Source organism: Streptomyces phaeolivaceus, assembly GCF_009184865.1.
GTDB lineage: Bacteria > Actinomycetota > Actinomycetes > Streptomycetales > Streptomycetaceae > Streptomyces > Streptomyces phaeolivaceus.
The window spans coordinates 5,949,236-5,968,454 of the sequence record NZ_CP045096.1 but is presented as its reverse complement, the minus strand read 5'-3'; the positions used below and the strand labels follow the sequence as shown (position 1 = coordinate 5,968,454).

The following is a 19,219-nucleotide window of genomic DNA, read 5'->3' as shown; positions in this document are numbered from 1 at the left end:
CATGCTTTCCGACACTTCACCGGCCGAGGCCCCGGCCACGGTCAAGTTCCCGCACCGCTCCCGGCGCGGCGTGCTGCTCGGCCTGACCGCCGCCCAGCTCGTCGTCGTGGCCGCCACCGGTCTACTGCTTCTCGCGGTGCTGCTCACCGCCGGCGTCACCGGGGCCCTCAAGCTGCTACCGGTGTGGGCGGTGATCGCGGTCGCGGTCTTCGCCCGGCACCACGGCCGCTCACTCGCCGACTGGTCCCCCATCGTGCTCCGGTACGCCCTGCGCCGTGCCCGCGGCCAGCTGCTCTGGCTCGCCCGGCCCTCCACCCGGCCGCGCCGCGAGGGCCTGCTGCACCTGCCCGGCACCGCCGCCTCCCTGCGCGTGGTCGCATCCCCCGACCGCCGCGTCGGCGCCGTCCACGACCCGCATCAGCAGACCCTGACCGCCGTCGTGAAGATCTCCAGCCGGGCCTTCGCCCTCCTCGACCCGGCCACCCAGAACGCCAACGTCGCCGGATGGGGCCGAGCCCTCGCCGCCCTGGCCCGCACCGGGCACATCGCCCGAATCCAGGTTCTGGAGCGCACCGTCCCGGACTCCGGCGACGCGCTCAACCGCTACTGGGAGGACCACGGCCGCCCCGACACCCACCTCGCCGGCCCCGTCTACGCCGATCTGCTGGCCGCCGCCGGTCCCGCCGCCGCGCCGCACGAGGCGTACGTCGCCCTGGCCCTGGACCTCAAGGCAGCGCGACGGCTGATCAACCAGGCCGGAGGAGGACTCACCGGTGCCTTCGCGGTCCTGTCCCAACTGACGGCAACCTTCGACCAGGCGGCCCGCAACGCCGGACTCACCCCCGCCGGCTGGCTCACCGGCAACGAGATCGCCGCCGTGGTGCGCACCGCGTACGACCCCGAGGCGTCCGCCGCGCTCGACCGCTGGTCGGCCTCCGGGCGCCCGCAGGCCGACCCTGCCGCCGCCGGACCCGTGGTCCTGGTGGAGAAGGCCGACCAGATCCAGACCGACACCGCGCACCACGCGGTGTTCTGGATCGAGAACTGGCCCCGGATCGAGACCAGCCCCGGGTTCCTGCACCAGCTGCTGTTCGCGTCCGGCGTGCGCCGCTCCCTTTCACTGACCTACGCGCCGAAGGGCCTCGATGCCGCGTTGAAGGACGTCCAGCGCAAGAAGGCCACCGTGATCGCGGACGCCGCCGAGCGGCAGCGCAAGGGCCAGGTCGACTCCGAGGAGGACTCGGTCGAGTACGCGGACATCAAGGCGCGCGAGCGGCAGCTGATCGCAGGCCACGCCGATGTCGCCCTGACCGGTCTGCTCACGGTCTCCGCCGAGAGCGACGAACAGCTCAACGCCGCCTGCGCCGCCGTCGAGACCGCCGCCGTCGCCGCGCTGGTCGATCTGCGTCGCTTGACCTGGCAGCAGGCCGAAGCCTTCACCAACGCGGCCCTGCCTCTGGCCCGTCCGTAGCGCTCCGTCCTCTCACCCGCACCTTGCCGAAGGGCATCGCCATGCTGACCCCGCAGCCGCCGCTGCCCGACCTCGCCCCGGATTTCGTACCGTTCGCCACCGCCGCGCTCGACTTCCACCGCAGCATCAACATCCCCGCCGCAACGGTCGCGGCCAGCCGCACCGAGCTGGACTCCCTGCACGCCCATCTGATCTCCCTGCACGGCCTGTTCGACGCCCACACCACGCGCACGGCTGTCGTCGCCGAGGCCGAGGGCGACCACCTGCGCGCCGTACGGACCCGGCTGTGGCAGGCCGCCGAGCACCTCCACGCTGCGTACCACGCTGCACCCCACCCCGACTCCGGCCAACCGCGCAGCCCGGAGGCGTGTCGCGCCGGTCTTCCCGAGGGTGCTCCGGAGCTGTCGATCTGTCAGCGGCATCTCGCCACCGCCGCCCGGGTCCGTCGCCAGACAACCCCGGCCGAGCTGCACGACCCGTTCACCGGCCTCATCCGCCACTGACCACCGCCCGAGGAGTTCTCGCCCATGGCGATCCGTACGCGCGCCAGCGCCAGCCCCCTGTTCACCCCGCGCAAGGCCAGCCGCGCCACCGCCCGCGCCGCGCGGGAGGAGTTCGCCGCCGCCCGCCACACCGCCCGCCACGCGGCCCGGCCCGAGACCCGCCCCACCGCTCCCGGTGCCGATCCGGACCTGCGGGCCACCTACGCCACCTCGGGAAGGCCCGGCCCCGCCTCCGCCCGAGGCGGACTCCTCAAACTGCCCGCACACCGGATGACGACCGCCACCGCCAGCGGCGCGTACCCCTTCCTCGCCGAGGGCGGACTCGGCGCACAGGGCATCTACATCGGCCGCGATGTCCACGCCGAAGCCGCGTTCACCTACGACCCGTTCGCGTTGTACGGGCGTCTGGAGGGCTTCACCAATCCGAACATCCTGCTGGCCGGGATCATCGGCATGGGCAAGTCCGCCCTCGCCAAGTCCCTCGCGGTACGCGCCGTCGCCTTCGGCTACCGCATCTACGTCCCCTGCGATCCCAAGGGCGAGTGGACAGCCATCGCCCAAGCCATCGGCGGCAGCACCATCGCCCTCGGCCCCGGCCTCCCGGGACGGCTCAACCCGCTCGACGCCCCTGCTAAGCCATACGGCATCAGCGAACAGGACTGGAAGAGCGAGGTCCGCAAGCGACGCCTGCTGCTGCTCGGCTCCCTCGCCCGGACCGTCCTGCGCCGCGACTTGCACCCGATGGAGCACACCGCGCTCGACATCGCCCTCGACCAGGTCGTCGCTGCCGCCGAGGCCACCGGCGCTACCCCGCTGCTCGGCGACATTGCCCACGTTCTGGGCACACCGGCGCGGCTCGACGCGGCCACCGGCGAGCTGTCCGGGCGGTTGGGCCAGGCCGCTGAAGACCTCGCGCACGCCCTGCGCCGTCTCGTCCACGGTGACCTGGCGGGGATGTTCGACGCCCCCTCCACAGTCACCTTCGACCCGGCCGCGCCAATGCTGTCCATCGACCTGTCCCGGCTCGGCGGCGCCGGCGACGACACCGCCCTCGTCCTCGCCATGACCTGCGCCTCAGCGTGGATGGAGGCCGCCCTCGCCGATCCCACCGGCGGTAGGCGCTGGGTGATCTACGACGAAGCCTGGCGCGTCATGCGGCACGTCGCCCTGCTGGAGCGCATGCAGTCGCAGTGGAAGCTGTCCCGAGGACTCGGCATCGCCAACCTGATGGTGATCCACCGACTCTCCGACCTGCTGACCGCGGGCGACGCCGGATCACGGGGCCGTGCACTCGCCGAGGGCCTGCTGACCGACTGCTCCACACGGATCATCTATCGCCAGGAAGCAGACCAACTCGCCACCGCCGCTACCCTCCTGGGCCTGACCGGCGTCGAGACCCAAGCCGTCTCCGCCCTCACCAAGGGACGCGGCCTGTGGAAGGTCGCGGGTCGATCTTTCATCACGCAGCACCTCCTCCATCCGCGCGAACTCGAACTCTTCGACACGGACGCCCGGATGCATGCAAAAAGCGCCGAGTTCACTGCAGCTGAAGGTTTCTCAGCCACGTCCGCGCCCCGCGCCCGCTGAGCGCCGCTCTACCGCATTTTCCCGGCTTCGCCAAACGCCTACACGGCCGGATCCTCGGCCACACCCCTTCACGCCACGCATCTGCGCCGAACCGCCCGCCACGCCACAGAAGGCCAACACATGCCCGAGCCCACCCCCACCATCCATATCGCCCGCCATCCCACCAGCGGCGTCACCGCAGAAGGCAGTGACGCATTCGCCGCCACGCTCCTGGAACGGGCCGGATTCATCCCCCAGTCCTCGATCCGCCAGTCCTGGTACCGGCTCCCCTACGACATGGGCGAGGACTACGAGAACGAAAAGGCCACCTTCGCCTACGAGATGCTCACCGCCGCCCGCTACCCGGTGGTCATCGACCCATCACTGCGCCTGCGCAATCCCGGCACCGCCACGCCGCCCCTCGTGGTCACGCACGACGCCTACAACCAGACCCTGAGCGCGTTGATCGACGAGATCGTCCACGCCGACGAAGCCGTCGAGGTCGCTGTCCTCCTCTACGGCCTCGCCGACGAGAAGATCGGCATGTTGCCAGCACTCCGCGAAGTGGTGGAGAAGGCTGGCTTCTGGGTCGACGGACTCGGCGCCCCGCCACTGGCGGAGCGGCTACGCGCGGCCAATCGCGCGCTGCTCGACGCCACCGTCGGCATCCATCACACCGCCGACGCGCTGCTCGCCCTCCCCGACGACCGCCAGCGTCGTCCCGTACCCCAGTGGCTCCTGCGCATTCAGGCCGCCCAGGCGCGGACGTCCACGGGCCCTGCCCCATCCAGCCCCGGCTCCGATGAGGCCGAGCCCTCGCCTCCGGCAGCCCCGCAGGCACCGCGCCGTGTGCGCTGAAATGCCGCCCCTCCCTGACCGAACGGCCTACCTGCAACACGTAGCCGAGCCATCCACCACCGTCCTGGCGGTCTCCGCCCCGCCGGCAGCCGCACCGACCCAGCCGCGCCGCCGCTGACCTTCCCGATGCCAGAAGAGACACCCTCATGGACGACCCGCACATAGTCATCGGCCACCACCCGGACCTGGGGATCGTGGCCTCCAACCGGCACAACACCCCAGTCATCGACCACGTCCTGCGGCGCGTCGGCTTCGAGCCCGTTCCCGGACGCCGCCAGCTGTACGCACTGACCGAGCCCGAACGGGACGGGATCCGCCGCACCCGCCAGGCCGTACAGAGCCTGCGCATCGTGCGCTACCAAGTGGCCGTCGACGCTGCTTTCGAGCCCGCCCCGCAGCCACCCCGTCCCACCCAGAACCACCACCGCGATCCCGCCAAGTCTCTGTCCGGGCCGTACGCACACGCTCGCGCCCTCGCCTCCGACATCGCCTCCAGCCGCCTGGTCCTCCTCGACCAACTGCGAGATCCGGAAGGCACCTTGCGCGCCGTAGGCACCTACCCGGCGACGGGCGAGGGCGTCCTCCTCTACGGCGAGGGCGACCTGCGGTACGTGGAGAGTCGGCACGCGGATACCGACCGTGCACTCGCGACCTTCGCCTACGTCCGCAGCAATGGCCGCCCGGTGCCGCCAACGGAGCCGCGAGCACGGGCAGCCACCGCTGTCTCTCCCGCGCGCTCAGTCCTGCACCACCCGGTCTGCACGGCGGCCGACACCCCGGGCAGCCGCCCTCTGGCCGCGCCACCGGCTGCCGGACTACGGGCTCCAGGGCACCGCTCCCGCTGATCAGCATCCCCGTTCCCAGAACCCCAGGAGCACACTGCGATGGCAAACGAGCCTGACGTCGCCTTCGGTCTTCACCCCACCCTCGGAACCGTGGCGGCCGTCTCCGACGGACTGCCGCAAGCCGAAGCCGCGCTGCACGCCGCAGGATTCGACCACCACAAGGAGCTGGACATCTTCGTCCTCCCTCAAGGTGCCGACCGCCGCGCGATAGTTCAGCTCATCCGCGACCTGCAAGCCATCGGGTACAGCGTCGCCGCCGACCCCCATCTGCAGGAGCCGCTGCCCGTCTCCAGCATCCGTGCGCTGACGTCCCGGATCGTTCAGGCGCAGCATCCGACAGACATCGCCGATGTCTTCGACGACCTCCTGGACGATCGGGTCGGCGCCCTCCCGGAGTTGCACCAGCTGCTGGAGAGCACCGCCGAGTGGTGCGAACGGCGCCTCGGCGACGAGGGCGCAGACCTCGCCCGCGTCTGCCGGCACCTTGGTCACAAAATCACCGAGCTGAGCGTAGATCTCGGCTTCACCGGCGCCGACTTCCTCGACCTCGACAGCCCGCTGCCACCGCGGTCGACGGCCACGGCGCCCTCTCCGCAGAACAGCCGGGCTCGCGCCGCCGCCACCGCCTCTCCCGCGCGCTCCGCCACTTCCAAGCCTGCGACAACCAACAGTCCCGCGCCGTACCGCTCGCCCCAGTCTCCCTGTGCCTCGCCCACCCTCAGCCGATAACAGCCCGACATATATAAGGAGCGCGTTTCGTGCACCTCGAACCCCACATTTCCTTCGGCCCTCATCCCGACCTCGGTGTCGTCGCCGAAGTCGCCGTCGGCAACCCTCATACCGAGCAGGTCCTGCGCAAGTATCACTTCCGCCAGCACCCGGAATCGGGGCTGTACTTCCTGCCAAGGGACGCCCCGTACAACCGGGTCCTGCGTGCGGCGACCGGTGCCGCACGCGTTCTGCAGGACGCGGGTCTGTCGGTGGCAACCGACCCGCGCCTCATGGTGCCCCCGCCCGTTCCGCAGTCTCCCGGCACGCCCGCGCGGCACGCTGTCCCTGCGCAGTCTCTGACCGCGCTGACCGCCGAGCTGCACGCGGTCGACCGTGCGATGGATGCTGCCGAGATCCTGCAAGAACTGCTGGACGAAGACTTCGGTGCCATGGGCGAGCTGGAGCAGCTCATCAGCGCCACGGCCACGTGGTGCGAGCGCCTGGACACCGACGCCGGGCGCGAACTCGGCTCCCGGCTGCACACCATCGCCAACCATGTGGCCTTCCTCGGCTACCGGATCGCCGACGTCGAAGGCGACCTGGCGGTCATGCCGGAGGTGATCCCCGCCGACGCCCCACCGCTGGCCGCGACTCCCGCCCGACCGTACGAAGACTTCCTGCCCAGGTACGGGGCTCGTGCCCAGGCGGCCGTGGCCGCCTCCCCGCACCGACCGGGCCACTCACCTATCCCGCCGTCCCCGGTAGCTGCCCCACCGCCACCCGGTCCCGCTCGTACGCGCTGACCGACCCCCGCCCGTTCACCACCTCGCGAAGGAGTACATCCCCATGGCCGTCAAGACGAAGTGGACCATCGAGCACGCGTGCGGTCACACCAAGATCGTCGATCTGTCTGACCGTCCAGCCGACCGCCGCGCCGGCTACGCCCGTTGGCTGGCCGGCCGCGCGTGCTCCGACTGCTGGATGGCCAGTCGCGACAACGACGCCGAGGAGAAGGCCACGTGGCTGAAGAACAAGCGTGCCGAGGAGCAGGCCGCGGCCGACGCCTGGGCCGAGCAGTACCGCATGCCACCACTCGACGGAACCGACCGCGCAGTGGCTTGGGCCAGCCGATGCCGTCACCAGCTGATGTCCGCCGCCTACACCGCTCTCGTGCTGGAAGGCGACGCGACGGAGCCCGAGTGGGAGGCCGTCGAAGACGCTGCCCGCACCGTAACAAGGGCTGGGTGGTGGATCGATCAGACGGAGGCCGAGCCCGCTGACCTGCCCGAACTTCTGCAGGCCGCCACCAACGACGACCGGCCCACCGAGAACCCGTACGCGTAGCGCCCGGCGCCGGGCTCACTACCACCCCGATCCGGCCGGGCCAAGCACCCGTTTCCCCGGATCCTCCACTCTCTGGCCGCGTTACGCCCTTCGACCGAAAGCAGCTGTCATGCCCGAACCCCTGATCACCATCGCCATCGAGCCCAGCGGCCGGGTCAGCGCCCGCGGCGCCGACACCCTGGCCGCCACCCTGCTGCGCCGGGCCGGATTCACCGAGATCAACGACTGGCACGGCCTGCGCCACCGGATGCCGTTGGCCAGCTCGACCGACGAACGAAAGGCCGTCGCCGGGTACGCGGCGCAGATGCTTCGGGCGGCCCGCTACCGAGTCGACGTCGACCCACAGCTGGACCCGGATCCGCCGCAGGGGCCCACCCCCACCGATCCCCTCGGGCGCTACACCGTCGGCCGTGCGGTGCTCGACCTGACCGACCAGCTCAACGCTGCCACCACCGCCGGACAGGCGGCCGACGCCCTGGACCAGGTCCTCGATCCTGCCGACGGCGTCCTGATCCGCCTTCAGGAGGCCATGGAAGCGGCAGCCGAGAAGTGCAACGACTTCGACGAAGAGGGCAACAGCTTCGAACTGAGCGACCGTTTCACCGCCGCATCCGAGCAACTCACTCAGATTGGCCACGATCTCGACAGCGCCGCCTTCGACTTCCGCGCCCTGGAACCGACCTCATCGACCCAGCAACCCCAGGAGCGGAACTGGCAGGCCCAGGTCGCCGCTTACAGCGGAACAGCTGTCGCCAGCGCCGCCCGCGCCATCTCACCTGCCACCCGCGACACTCCCGCTGGCGGTGGGCAAGGTGCTGTCGCAGGCAGCACCGCTGCGCAGCCCGGGTCCCAGCCCACCCGTCGCGCCCGCTGACTTCCCCGGCCCCTTTCGTGCAGCCCCGATGCTGCCCCTTCCACCCCAGCCGCCGACCGCGCCCCGATCCGCCGAGGAGCCCTCGATGACTGCCAGAAGAACTCACCTCCTGCCATCTTCCCTCCGTTGTCATCGTCCCCGGAGTCTCTTGTGCCATCCGCGCCTTCACGCACGCCCTCGACCACCACCGGAACAGAGGCCCTCCTCTATCTCCTGCTCGTCATCGCCGGACTCGGCTTCGTCGGCGGTTCACTGGCCTGGCTGTCCGGCAATCTCGCCGCTGTCGTCACGAGTTCGGGCCGATGGTCCGTCTACGAACCCGCGACCGCGCTTTTCCATCCCGAGCAACTCTGGCCCCGCCTTCCCCACCCGACAGTCGTCACCGCTTGTTACGTGCTGCCCGCCCTGGTGCTCCTGCTCACCGCCACCGGCGGCGCAAAGCTCTGGTTGCGGCTGCGCGGCAACCCCAAGGGTCTGGCGGACCAACGTGATCTCTCCGGGCTGCTGCCCAAAGAGATCAGCGCGAAAGCCAAGGACCTCCGGCCCAGCCTGAAAGACACGAACGCCAAGCAGATCGCACCCGACGACCGGGGCATCCTGCTCGGCACCCTGAATCCCGGCAACAAGGAGATACGTTCCTCCTGGGAGGACGTCCTCCTGGCGATCATGGCGCCTCGCTCCGGCAAGACCTCCGGACTCGCGATCCCGGCCATCCTCCGCGCCCCCGGCCCGGTCCTATTGACCTCGAACAAGGCCGCCCGCGACGCCTATACCGCCACCCTCGACGCCCGCGCCGAAGTCGGCACCGTGTGGACGCTGGACCCGCAGCAGATCGCGCACGCCCCGCGCGAAGTGTGGTGGGACATCCTCGCCGACGCCCATGACCTCGCCGGCGCCCGGCGTCTGGCCGGACACTTCGTCACCGCGAGCGTGGACGAGTCCTCCCAGGGGGACTTCTGGTCGACGGCCGCCGCCAACACCCTGACGGCGCTGTTCCTGGCCTCCGCCCGCGACCGGCGGCCCATCACCGATGTTCTCGCCTGGCTCGCATCTCCAGCCGACCGCACGCCCATCGACATCCTGGTCGACGCTGGGCTCGACGCGGTCGCCGCGCAACTGCAGGGCACCGTCGCCGGCGCGGTCGAGACCCGCGACGGCATCTTCGAAACGGCCCGCCAGTACGCCGCCTGTCTCCTCGACCCCGCCATCGCCGCCTGGGTCACCCCCGCACCGGACTTGCCCGAGTTCAAGCCGGAGGCGTTCGCCACCAGTCGCGACACGCTGTTCCTGCTGTCCAAGGACGGTGGCGGTTCCGCCTCGGCGATCATCGCCGCAGCCGCCGACGCCGTGATGCGCGCCGCCGTCATCCAGGCCGAGCGCGACGGTGGACGCCTCGACCCGCCCCTGCTGGCGATCCTCGACGAGGCCGCCAACGTCTGCAAGATCCAGGACCTGCCCGACCTGTACTCCCACCTCGGCTCCCGTGGCGTCATCCCCGTCACCATCCTGCAGTCCTATCGCCAGGGCGTACGGGTGTGGGGCGAGGCCGGGATGGATGCCCTGTGGTCGGCGGCGACCGTCAAGCTCATCGGCTCGGGCATCGACGACGCCGACTTCGCGGACAAGCTCTCGCGCTTGGTGGGCGACCACGATGTGCAGACCGTCTCCGTCTCGCACAGCGAGTCCGGTAAGTCCAGGTCGGTTTCGATGCGGCAGGAGCGGATCCTTCCGGCCGACGCGATCCGGGCCCTGCCCAAGGGCACCGCACTGCTCCTGGCTACCGGCATCCGACCGGCGCTGCTGAATCTCAAGCCCTGGTACAAGGAGCCGAACGCCGGTCCCCTGGGCGCTGCCTCTGCCCGCGCCACCAAGGCGATAACCGAACGCGCCCTGTCGAAGTCCCTGGGTCGTGACGACTTCGGGACCGTGGCATGAGCGTCTGGAGCAAGCCCGCCGCCGAGCGTGTGGCCTCCCTGCGCGAGCAGTACGCCTCCGCCGACGTGCCGGTCGCCGATCTGTCGGACCTGGAACTGCTCAACGCTGCGTACGAGTCGGTGCTGCGCGAGCAGATCGACACCCGCGACCGCTACATGGGCCTGCTCACGGAGTTGCGCAAGCATGACGACGCCGTTCGGAAGGCGGCAACCCGGGCCCTCAGCGACCACGCCGAGCGCTACGCCCACCGCGCGGTGAACGAGTACATGCGCCCGTTCAACGCGGTCCTCTACCGCATCGAGAACCTTCCCGACCGGCCCGGACCGCGGCAGGTGGAAGGACTGCGCCAGGCCGCCGACCGCGTCCAGTTCCAGCTGCGTAACGCCCCGAACCATCCCGCGGAACTCAACGATCCCGAAAGTGCCCGGCAGACGCTGCGCGCCATCCACCGCGTTGTCGGCGTCCTGGACGGCCGGCAGGGACTGAACGGCGACGACGTGCTCCGGCTGGTCAAGAACGCGCTCAACGACGAAGCCCCGACCGACCTGTTCGCGGTGGCCGACCGGGGCACCCCCAAGCCGACTCCGCCGACACCGAACCCGCCGTTTGCCGGACCGGGCTGGGCCGACCTCGGGGGCTTCTGGGCCTACCAGCCCGGCAGTTCGGGCGCCCATGTGAAGGCGTACCCGGTCGGCGAGGACTGGTACCTGGACCTGTGGTCGGACGGCGGACAGCTGCTCGCTTTCGGCTCCGTTCCCGAGACGGAGGTCGGCGCCCTCGCCCCGGCCCTCGTCGCCCGCGCCGACGACTGGGCCCGCGACCGATCCGAGTATGCCTGGCGCCGCTTCGCTGACACCGCCCAAGCCGCCCGCACCACCGGCCCCGGGACAGGCATCGAACTCGCGCCGGCACCCGGTCGGGCACAGGCGCCCAGCAACTCCCGGCTCCATGCGGCCACCGCGACATCTCCCGCCCGGCCGCCCAGCGCCACCGCGGCCAGCCCTGCGCGGGCGTCAACCGGGGCTCGCCCTGCGTCGGCCGCCGCGCCCCGCCGCAGCCGGTAACCCTCCGCCGCCGCTTTCTCTCCCATCCCTCCCTGCTCCCTCCATCCCTCCCTGCGCTCAGAAGGACTTCCGCATGCCTCCTTCCATCCCGGACACCGCTCAACGCCACAATCCCGCCAAGCGCTCAAGGGGCACCGCTTCCGAGCCCAACAGCGGCTCCAGGCCGAGCCGTTCCGGCACCACCGGCTCGCCGACGCTGAGGGTGCTCTCGCTCGGCGCCGGGGTCCAATCGAGCAGCCTGTTGATCCTGGCCGCCGAGGGCCGCCTGCCGAAGCTCGACTTCGCGGTCTTCGCCGACACGGGCTGGGAGCCGCGCGCCGTCTACGAACATCTCGACCGGATCGAGCGGGAGATCGCGCGCCCCGCCGGGATCCCGATACTTCGGGTGTCCTCCGGCAACATCAGGAACGACGCGCTCGACCCGAACCACCGGTTCGCCAGCATGCCCCTGCACATCCTCAACCCGGACGGCGGGGCCGGGATGTCACGTAGGCAGTGCACGGGGGAGTACAAGGTCAAGCCGATCAAGAAACAGATCCGCGCGCTACTCGGCTACCCCTACCCCAAGCGGATACCCAAGGGCGTCTTCGTCGAGCAGTGGATCGGCATCAGTGTCGATGAGTTCCACCGGGCGAAGGACGCCGACGTCGCGTACATGCGCAACGTCTTCCCACTGCTCGATCTCGGCCTGACCAGGGCGGATTGCATGCGACTGCTGCGCGCCCGGGGTTTTGGATCAACGCCGAAGTCGAGTTGTCTGGGGTGCCCGTACCACGGCAACGCGCAGTGGCGAGCCCTGCGCGACGGCTCGCCGGAGGAGTGGCGGGACGTGGTGGAGTTCGATGCTGCGATCCGGGCTGGCAACGCCCGCGCGAATGCCGACGGAAAGCGACTCCTCGGCCAGGCATTCCTTCACCGTTCCCGGATGCCGCTGAACGAGGCCCCGATCGATCACGTCACCGCCCGCGAATGGGCCGAGCGCCAAGCCGACCTCGACGAAGCGACGACCGACGTGGCGTTCGCGCTCGAACAAGGCTCGCCGGAGGGCTGCTCGCCGTGGTCCTGCCGCTCCGGCGCCCCAGTGGCCGACGACTTCGACGTCGCCGCATAGCCCACCGCCTCTTCCTCTGCTCTTCCTCCCCTCCTTCGTCAGGGAGCGTTATGTCTCCGCGTACCCCCGCGCTTTCCTCCTTCCGTACCACCGAGCGCCTGGCCGGTACCCCGGCCGTGCGGCGCGGCGGTCACTGGTGGCTGGTTGCCTCTACCGGCTCGCTGCTCGCCAGTGACCCGGCCTTCACCGGCGAACTGGACCGGCTCGCCGCCGATTTGGCCGCAGCCGACCAGGCGGTCGCCGCGGTCGTCGCCTCACGCACAGCCCAGCACGGGGCTCGGCGATGAGGCCGCTGCTCCAGGCCGAGCAGGCGGTCCTCGGCGCCGTGCTGCTCGATCCCGGCCAGCTGCCCCGCCTCTCGGGGTGGCTGCGGCCCGATCACTTCTACCGCCCGCACCATGCCGCGCTGTACGCCGCGCTGCTGAAACTCCACTCCGACGGACACCCCGGTGCCGTCCCACAGCCCATCGTGCCTGCCACGGAGAACCGCAAGGGAGGCGCGTGGCCCACCGCTCCTACGGCGGGCAGTGACGAGCGGCTGGCATGGATGGATGACGCCATCGCCGAGGCGAAGTCCAAGGTACGGGGTCTGACCGCGGTCTATCTGCACACGCTGATCGCGGCCTGCCCGCGCCCGGCGCACGCCCCGGTCTACGGGCGGATGGTGTTGGAGGGCGCCATCCACCGCACCGTCGCCAAACACGCCACCCGTCTGCACCAGATGGCCCGCGCCGACACTGTACGCGGCAGCGCCGAGGACACTTTGCACTACGCCCGAGTCCTCACCGACGTCCTGAGCGATCTCGCCCGGCGCTGGGGCACCGACCCCCGCCCCATGGCCCCGTCCACGCCGCTGCCCCAGCCTGCCGCCGCGAACCAGCCGACGGTCTCCGAGGAGCTGCTCGCCGACGAGGAGTACCTGCTGGCCGTACTCACCGCGCACCCGGACGCGCTCGGCGAACTGGTGGGCTGGCTACGGCCGGAGGACTTCGCCGACCCGGGACACGGCCGGATCTACCGCTGTCTGGGCGCTCTGCACCACCGGGGCGAGCCGGTCGACGAGGTCACCGTCTTGTGGGAGGCCCAGCGGCGCGGTGCCCTCGGAGACGGCACGCTCACCGCCGAGGACGTCCTGCGCCTGTGCGACTCCCGCTCTCCGGGCGGCATCGCCGACCATCTCGGCGAGCAGGTCGTCCGGGCCGCCCTCGTCCGTACCGCCGCCGACGCGGCCCGGCAGGTGCGGGCGCTCGCCGACGACGAGTCCCTCGCTCCGGGCCGCCTCATCGGCTACGCCCTCCACGCTCTAAGCCCGCTGGAGGACATCCGCCGCCGCTGGCGGGCCGCCTCCGGTGCACCCGAAGCAGCTTCCGCCCCGCCCCCTTCGCCGCAGCCGACGGGCCGCGTTCCCTCATCCCGTACCGATGCCGCCCTCGCCCGCAGTCGGCCACACCCACCCCCGTCACCCAACACCCGCACCAGTGCTCCCACTCCTGCTTCCCCCGCCCGTTCGTCCCGCCGGAGCCCCTCGTGACCCCGATCGTCCCGACCCCGCCCATCCCGACCGCGGCTGACGCCCGCACGATGTCCGCCCTGGCCAAGGAGTTCACCGCCGCCCGTCGGCGCCTCGACCAGTCACGGCAGACAAGTGACGGCCTGCCCAGTCTCACGGCCACCGCCAACCAGCTTCAGTCTCTCGGCCTCCTCATCAACTACCTCACCGACGAGGTGTTGTTCCGTATCGCCGAACCGGGCCCCCGCAATCCTCAGCAGCGACGGGCTGTCGGCATTCTGGCGACCGTCACTACCCCGGCCGCGCGGGCTGTGGAGTATCTCGCCGAGGCACACGGCCAGTTGGGGTTCCTCCATCAGTACGCGGAAGGACCGGCCACGCCCATCCGGATCGAACTGCGGAACTCGGCAGTCGATGTGATCCACGATCGCCTCGACGAGGCCAGGGCCGCGCTTCAAGACGCCTCCGACGCGCTGAACTCTGAGGCCGACCGATCCGGCGCTCTGATGTCCCGGGCGGCTGCCGCCCGTGGCCGGACCACCGTGCACAACGCTCCCACCGCCAGCTCCGTGCTATCCCCGGAAGCTGCACCACCCCCGCCGAGTGCCGGGCCTGCGCACGTGAACGGGCGCTGAGGTGCCCGTTCCCACAACTCCACTGATCGGCAGCCTGTGTTCCGGCTACGGCGGCCTGGACCTCGGTGTCCAGGCCGCCCTCGGCGGCACCCTCGCCTGGCACGCCGAGATCAACCCCGATGCCGCCCGCGTCCTAGCCCGGCACTGGCCCGGCGTGCCGAACCTCGGCGACATCACCGCCGTCGACTGGGGCACCGTGCCCCGGGTGTGCGTGCTGACGGCGGGCTTCCCCTGTCAAAGACGTCTCGGTCGCCGGCCGCCGCGCCGGACTCGCCGAAGGCACCCGCTCCGGGCTGTGGCACCACATCGCCCGCGCCATCTCCGTCCTCAACCCATGCCTGGTGGTGATCGAAAACGTCCGCGGACTCCTCTCCGCCTCCGCCGGTCCCCCTGGCGACCTGGAACCCTGCCCGTGGTGTCTGGGAAACACCCCAGGTCAGCCTGTTGTGCGGGCACTCGGTGCCGTACTCGGATCCCTGGCCGACCTCGGGTTCGATGCGCGCTGGCGCGTGCTGCGTGCCTCCGATGTCGGTGCACCTCACCGCCGCGAAAGGGTCTTCCTCACCGCCTGGCCCGCCCGGCGAACGCCCCCTGCTGAAGACCCCGACGAGCAATCTGGGCTCGAACGGCGGCTCCCAGCACCCGGACAAGCGCAAACAGGGCGGGCACGGCCCGAACCTGGCCGACGAGGTGGAGCATCTGCTCCTGCCGACTCCGAAGGCGTCGGACGGGATCAAGGGATCGCCGAACCAGCGGCACGGCAACGGCGATCTCACTCTCCCCTCGGCGGCGGCCTCGTTGCTGCCGGCTCGGAGGCCGAACCGCACCGGTATGTCCAGCCGGGGCGTACGGAGTTCCTCGTCAGCGGAAGTTCTGCCGCTGTGGAGCGAACAGGAGGCGCAGCCGCCGACGTCTGGTGGGGACCGTACGCCGCCGCCATCGCCCGCTGGGAGACGCTCACCCGCCCGGCGCCCCGTCCCACCGATGACCTGGGCCGCTTGAACCCGGCGTTCGTCGAGTGGATGCAAGGGCTCCGTGCTGGCTGGGTCACCGCCACCCCCGGCCTGGGACGTCCCGCCCAGCTCACCGCACTCGGCAACGGCGTCGTCCCTCAACAGGCGGCCTGGGCCCTGGAGTTGCTCGCACCGCCGTTTCCTCGCTGCGCGCGCTGCCGCAGGCGGTGATGCGCTCTACCGCACTTTCTCGGCCGCGCCGAATCCACGTTCGTGCGGATTCTCAACCCCAGCAACCACACCACATCCGAAAAGGAGCCGCATGCCACCCCGCAGACCTGCCGCCTTCCCGCGCCACGGGTCCGGCCCTCCGCCGGCCTCCCCCACCGCCCTCCCCTCCACATCCGACCCACCGCCGAAGGGACGCCCTCCATGAGCGACCTCGCAGCCGACAACGCCGACGAGCCCATACGCATACCCGACCACGATCTCGACGACCTCGCCGCATCCCTCGAACGGCTACTCAAGAAAACGGAAGCCCAGGGCCGGATGCTGGAGCGGCTCAAGAGTGAGAGCTCCGATACCCACCCCGCTCCCGCTGATACGGAAGACGGCAGTCCTGAGCAGGGGGACGACGAACTCCAGAGCGAGCCGGACTCGCCGCAGGAGGCGTCAGGCGACGTGGGGAAACCCGCCTCGGTGTTCATCATGGCGCTGGGCAACGACGCGTACGGCATCGAACTCGACGCCCTGGCCGGCTGGGTCAACCACCTGCTGCTGCCCGTCTACGGGCGGGAGATCACCACTAGCCGCCCGTGGTGCCACCAGTGGCACGGCCACCCCGAAGCCGTCGCCCGGCTCCACGCCCTATGGCTCGCCTGGCAGCAGTTCACCGACGCCGAGGCCGGACTCGCCGGCCCCTCCATCTGGCACCGCGACCACCTCGATCCCGCCTGGCTGCAACTGCGCGCTCCGGACGGGCCGTTCGCCGCCTGCACCACCAACCCCAACCGGCCCCACCACCGGCTCCTCCCCACCCCCGCGCCCGAATCGGCCGAACTGGAACTGGCGGCATGAGCACGTCCCACACCCCCAACTTCCTTCTCGACGGCCTCACTCCGGCCGACGAGCCCTCTGCCAAGGCCGAAAGCGATATCGCGCTGTGGGACGACCTCTTCAGCTCATTGACTGAGCACCACACGCCCGACGGGAAGCAGAGCTTCCTCGTCATCCACGACGGCTCAGCCACCTGGGGCATCCCCGGTGCACCCCAGCTCATAGCCCTGCACATCACCCGCGACCTCACCGCCCGCACCTTCCGGATCGAGCAAGCCGACCACCCCACCATGCCGTTCGCCCAGCTGTGGCTGGTAAGCCGCGGCTGCCCGCCGGACGCCATCCAGCTCCCGGAAGACCAACACATCGAGCCCGCCGATGCCCTCACCATCCGCATCGAGGACCAGATCCGCCACTCGGGCACCCGGTACGAGATCAAAGACCACTACACCCACGACTCCGTCCCATACGAGACATGGGTCATGGTCCGCGACAGCGACCCCAGCGCCGCCGACCTGCCGGTGAGGATCTTCCTGGAAGAGACGGACTTCGACGCCTTCACGTACACCGTGCGCGAGGGCGCCTTCCGCGACGGCACCAGCGCCAACCAGTGGCTGTTCGACCGCGACACCCCGCTGCCCGAGCCACCCGAGCACCTGGTCTCGGCCGACCGACGCACTCGGGCTGCGCTTGCCCGCTCCACCACAGGCCAGTCGGCGACCGCGGCCTCCGTGCACGCGCCTGCTGCTGGTTCGGCACCGTCGCCCGGTGCTCCGTCGCACCGTCGAGGGGGCCGCTCGTGAGCCGGGCCAGGTTCGGATTCGCTGCGCATCCCGAAGCCCTCGCCGACCTGCGCGAAGTACCGGACCACATCCGCGACCTGGCGCTGTTGGAACTCCAACACCTCGTCCACGGCAACGAGCGCGGTGCACCTCTGGTCGGCCGCCTCGCCGGGTGCCACAAGGTCTACATCGATCCGAAGGCCGAATGGCGCCTGGTGATCCAGTTCCGCGACGCCCCTGCGGGCAGCCGCCACAACCGGGAGATCTACCTCATCGCGGCCGGGGAGCGCGAGGCGGGAGCCGTCTACCGGGCCGCCGCTCAGCGCCTGAACCGAAGTGCCGAGACCACGCCCGAAGCCGCTCCGCTCCGCCGCCAGGCCGAGGCCGCCCGCGCCCGTTCCCCGCATCTGCGCAGCGTTCCCGCCACCAGCACCTCGGCGTCCCTGAGCGACGCTCCTCGCCCGCGCACCACCGCGGAATCCCCCGCCGTACGAAAGGCCCACGCATGACCGCCACCCGCGATGCCCTGGCCGATCTGCTCACCGAGGCCGCGCAGCAGGTGGGCTCCGTGCTCACCGCGCAGGGGCCCGCCGTCGGCACGTCCGCCCGCCCCTACCTGGCTCCGTTCCTCGGCCCGCTGGCCACGGCCACTCCCGTCCTTCACTCCCTATCCGAGCAGCTCGACGCCTACTTCAGCGACCCGCTGCCCAAGACTCCGGCCGGGCTGTTCACTCTCGCCTGCCTGGCAGCCGCCAATGGCCAGCTCAATGAAGCGACGGCGGAGTTCATCACCGCCATCGAGGCGGTGTGCGACCGCGCCGGCATCAGCCCCGATCCCGGCGCACAGCGTCTCGCGACCACGAACACGGACAGCGCCGTGGACGCGGAGATCGCGTTCACCGCAACCGAGTGGGACGCCATCCAGAAGGCCGCCCGCATCGCCGACCTGGACCCGAGCGAGTTCGTCGCGGTGTCCGCCTCAGCGGTAGCCGCCTCGCTGCTGTTCACGGACCTGTGCCGCGAGATCTTCGAAGGGCTGCTCGCCGATGCCGAGTACGTCCGCACCGGCCCTGACACCGACGCCGCGCTCGGTACCAATGCCGAGAGCCTGCCCACGATCGTCCAGCATCTGCTCGATACCCCCGGCGCTGCCGCATGACCAGCCATCCCACCAGCGCCGAAGCCACCCTGGGTACCCGCATACTTGTCGATGCACTCGGCATCGGCAATCCCGTTGCCCTGATCGACCGGCACCCGGAAGACACCATCCCGGGCGTCCTCGCTCCCCTGGTGGCTCATGCCGCCCTGTTGGTCGACCAGCTTGACCAGCGACTGGCGGAAGCCGCCGCGACCACCATCGAAGACCTGCGCCACATCGTGGACGGCCAGGAGCGTCACGGCACCGTCGGCAACGGGGTCCTCAGCGCCACCGGCCCAGCGCTCGATGTCCTCGCCGCGAGGCGCCGACAGGAAATCGGTCATCTGGAGCGACTTCTCAACGTCTACCAATGTCACCTGAGCAGTTCCGACGGACATACCCCCGCGCCCAAGCACGCCGACGCGCTGACATCCCAGCAGACGACCCGCCCGGCCTCCGGAGCGATCCGCGTGTCGCCCGCCCAGGTCAAGGCGTTGGAGGCAGTCGCCCGAGGCGGCGTCATGCTCCGTGAAAGCAGCCTGGCCCGCGGGATGTTCGTCACCGCTCCGAACGGTGCCCGGATCTCCCGCGCCACCGTGGACGCGCTGCTCGCCAAGAAGCTGGCGGACCGGGACTCCAGCACATCCCTGTACCAGGGGCAGCGGCTGAGCCTGACCGCTCAGGGCGAAACGTTTCTGGCCGAATGGCACCGCCGAGTCTCCCCGCGCGCCGAGGCCGCCCGCGCCCGCACCACCGTGCCGGCCACGCCCACCGCTGTCGCCGATTCGGAACCGGCAGCCCAGCCCACCGCCGCACCCGCGCACCGCCGCACCCGCTGATCGCCCGATTCCTGTCCCGCTCGA

General features: G+C 70.8%; 21 protein-coding genes and 2 pseudogenes. All 23 read left to right on the top strand.

Going from position 1 to position 19,219, the window contains the following annotated elements:
* Nucleotide 1: 1 nt before the first annotated feature.
* The 23 genes and pseudogenes from F9278_RS27930 (at nucleotide 2) to F9278_RS27830 (ending at nucleotide 19,195) form a co-directional block, all read left to right on the top strand.
* Entirely contained in the window at nucleotides 2–1,471 is a 1,470-nt protein-coding gene (locus F9278_RS27930; RefSeq protein WP_152170771.1) for an SCO6880 family protein, read from the top strand.
* A 41-nt stretch (nucleotides 1,472–1,512) separates the two neighbouring features.
* Nucleotides 1,513–1,974, top strand: coding sequence for a DUF6238 family protein (locus tag F9278_RS27925; RefSeq protein WP_152170770.1), 462 nt, complete (start codon nucleotides 1,513–1,515; stop codon nucleotides 1,972–1,974).
* A gap of 24 nt (nucleotides 1,975–1,998) precedes the next feature.
* Nucleotides 1,999–3,561 (top strand): ATP-binding protein, encoded by a 1,563-nt coding sequence (locus F9278_RS27920; protein ID WP_152170769.1) that lies wholly within the window; start codon nucleotides 1,999–2,001, stop codon nucleotides 3,559–3,561.
* 120 nt (nucleotides 3,562–3,681) lie between these two features.
* Nucleotides 3,682–4,398, top strand: coding sequence for a hypothetical protein (locus F9278_RS27915; protein ID WP_152170768.1), 717 nt, complete (start codon nucleotides 3,682–3,684; stop codon nucleotides 4,396–4,398).
* 146 nt (nucleotides 4,399–4,544) lie between these two features.
* Nucleotides 4,545–5,243, top strand: a complete 699-nt coding sequence (locus tag F9278_RS27910) for a hypothetical protein (RefSeq protein ID WP_152170767.1) — start codon at nucleotides 4,545–4,547, stop codon at nucleotides 5,241–5,243.
* Between the two features lie 39 nt (nucleotides 5,244–5,282).
* Nucleotides 5,283–5,972, top strand: a complete 690-nt coding sequence (locus F9278_RS27905; protein ID WP_152170766.1) for a hypothetical protein — start codon at nucleotides 5,283–5,285, stop codon at nucleotides 5,970–5,972.
* Between the two features lie 29 nt (nucleotides 5,973–6,001).
* Nucleotides 6,002–6,757 (top strand): hypothetical protein, encoded by a 756-nt coding sequence (locus F9278_RS27900; protein ID WP_152170765.1) that lies wholly within the window; start codon nucleotides 6,002–6,004, stop codon nucleotides 6,755–6,757.
* A gap of 43 nt (nucleotides 6,758–6,800) precedes the next feature.
* Nucleotides 6,801–7,298, top strand: a complete 498-nt coding sequence (locus tag F9278_RS27895; RefSeq protein ID WP_152170764.1) for a hypothetical protein — start codon at nucleotides 6,801–6,803, stop codon at nucleotides 7,296–7,298.
* A gap of 109 nt (nucleotides 7,299–7,407) precedes the next feature.
* Nucleotides 7,408–8,172 carry a hypothetical protein gene (locus tag F9278_RS27890; protein ID WP_152170763.1) on the top strand — a complete coding sequence of 255 codons (765 nt, stop codon included), beginning with the start codon at nucleotides 7,408–7,410 and terminating at the stop codon, nucleotides 8,170–8,172.
* A gap of 213 nt (nucleotides 8,173–8,385) precedes the next feature.
* A complete protein-coding gene (locus F9278_RS27885) occupies nucleotides 8,386–10,107 on the top strand; it encodes a type IV secretory system conjugative DNA transfer family protein (protein ID WP_404819025.1) in 1,722 nt (573 codons plus the stop codon).
* Entirely contained in the window at nucleotides 10,104–11,171 is a 1,068-nt protein-coding gene (locus F9278_RS27880) for a hypothetical protein (protein WP_152170761.1), read from the top strand. Before F9278_RS27885 ends, F9278_RS27880 begins: the two co-directional genes overlap by 4 nt.
* Nucleotides 11,172–11,409: 238 nt before the next feature.
* On the top strand, nucleotides 11,410–12,282 hold the full coding sequence (locus tag F9278_RS27875; protein WP_152174173.1) for an adenine nucleotide alpha hydrolase family protein: 873 nt from the start codon (nucleotides 11,410–11,412) through the stop codon (nucleotides 12,280–12,282).
* 50 nt (nucleotides 12,283–12,332) lie between these two features.
* Nucleotides 12,333–12,569: a hypothetical protein gene (locus F9278_RS27870; RefSeq protein WP_152170760.1), complete on the top strand. Its 237-nt coding sequence runs from the start codon at nucleotides 12,333–12,335 to the stop codon at nucleotides 12,567–12,569.
* Nucleotides 12,566–13,813, top strand: coding sequence for a DnaB-like helicase N-terminal domain-containing protein (locus tag F9278_RS27865; protein WP_152170759.1), 1,248 nt, complete (start codon nucleotides 12,566–12,568; stop codon nucleotides 13,811–13,813). The genes F9278_RS27870 and F9278_RS27865 overlap by 4 nt, the downstream gene beginning before the upstream one ends.
* Nucleotides 13,810–14,427, top strand: a complete 618-nt coding sequence (locus F9278_RS27860; protein WP_152170758.1) for a hypothetical protein — start codon at nucleotides 13,810–13,812, stop codon at nucleotides 14,425–14,427. Before F9278_RS27865 ends, F9278_RS27860 begins: the two co-directional genes overlap by 4 nt.
* A 1-nt stretch (nucleotide 14,428) precedes the next feature.
* Nucleotides 14,429–14,605: pseudogene (locus tag F9278_RS48255) on the top strand (DNA cytosine methyltransferase); the annotation flags it as partial.
* A 115-nt stretch (nucleotides 14,606–14,720) separates the two neighbouring features.
* Nucleotides 14,721–14,939 (top strand): annotated as a pseudogene (locus F9278_RS48250) (DNA cytosine methyltransferase); the annotation flags it as partial.
* Nucleotides 14,940–15,308: 369 nt separating this feature from the next.
* A complete protein-coding gene (locus F9278_RS47455; protein WP_226967405.1) occupies nucleotides 15,309–15,611 on the top strand; it encodes a hypothetical protein in 303 nt (100 codons plus the stop codon).
* A 201-nt stretch (nucleotides 15,612–15,812) separates the two neighbouring features.
* Complete coding sequence (locus tag F9278_RS27850; RefSeq protein WP_152170757.1) at nucleotides 15,813–16,457, top strand: DUF4913 domain-containing protein; 645 nt, start codon at nucleotides 15,813–15,815, stop codon at nucleotides 16,455–16,457.
* Nucleotides 16,454–17,239: a glycosyl hydrolase gene (locus F9278_RS27845; protein WP_152170756.1), complete on the top strand. Its 786-nt coding sequence runs from the start codon at nucleotides 16,454–16,456 to the stop codon at nucleotides 17,237–17,239. Before F9278_RS27850 ends, F9278_RS27845 begins: the two co-directional genes overlap by 4 nt.
* Complete coding sequence (locus F9278_RS27840; protein WP_152170755.1) at nucleotides 17,236–17,727, top strand: hypothetical protein; 492 nt, start codon at nucleotides 17,236–17,238, stop codon at nucleotides 17,725–17,727. The genes F9278_RS27845 and F9278_RS27840 overlap by 4 nt, the downstream gene beginning before the upstream one ends.
* Complete coding sequence (locus tag F9278_RS27835) at nucleotides 17,724–18,377, top strand: hypothetical protein (protein WP_152170754.1); 654 nt, start codon at nucleotides 17,724–17,726, stop codon at nucleotides 18,375–18,377. Before F9278_RS27840 ends, F9278_RS27835 begins: the two co-directional genes overlap by 4 nt.
* Nucleotides 18,374–19,195 (top strand): hypothetical protein, encoded by an 822-nt coding sequence (locus tag F9278_RS27830; protein ID WP_152170753.1) that lies wholly within the window; start codon nucleotides 18,374–18,376, stop codon nucleotides 19,193–19,195. Before F9278_RS27835 ends, F9278_RS27830 begins: the two co-directional genes overlap by 4 nt.
* Nucleotides 19,196–19,219 lie beyond the last annotated feature (24 nt).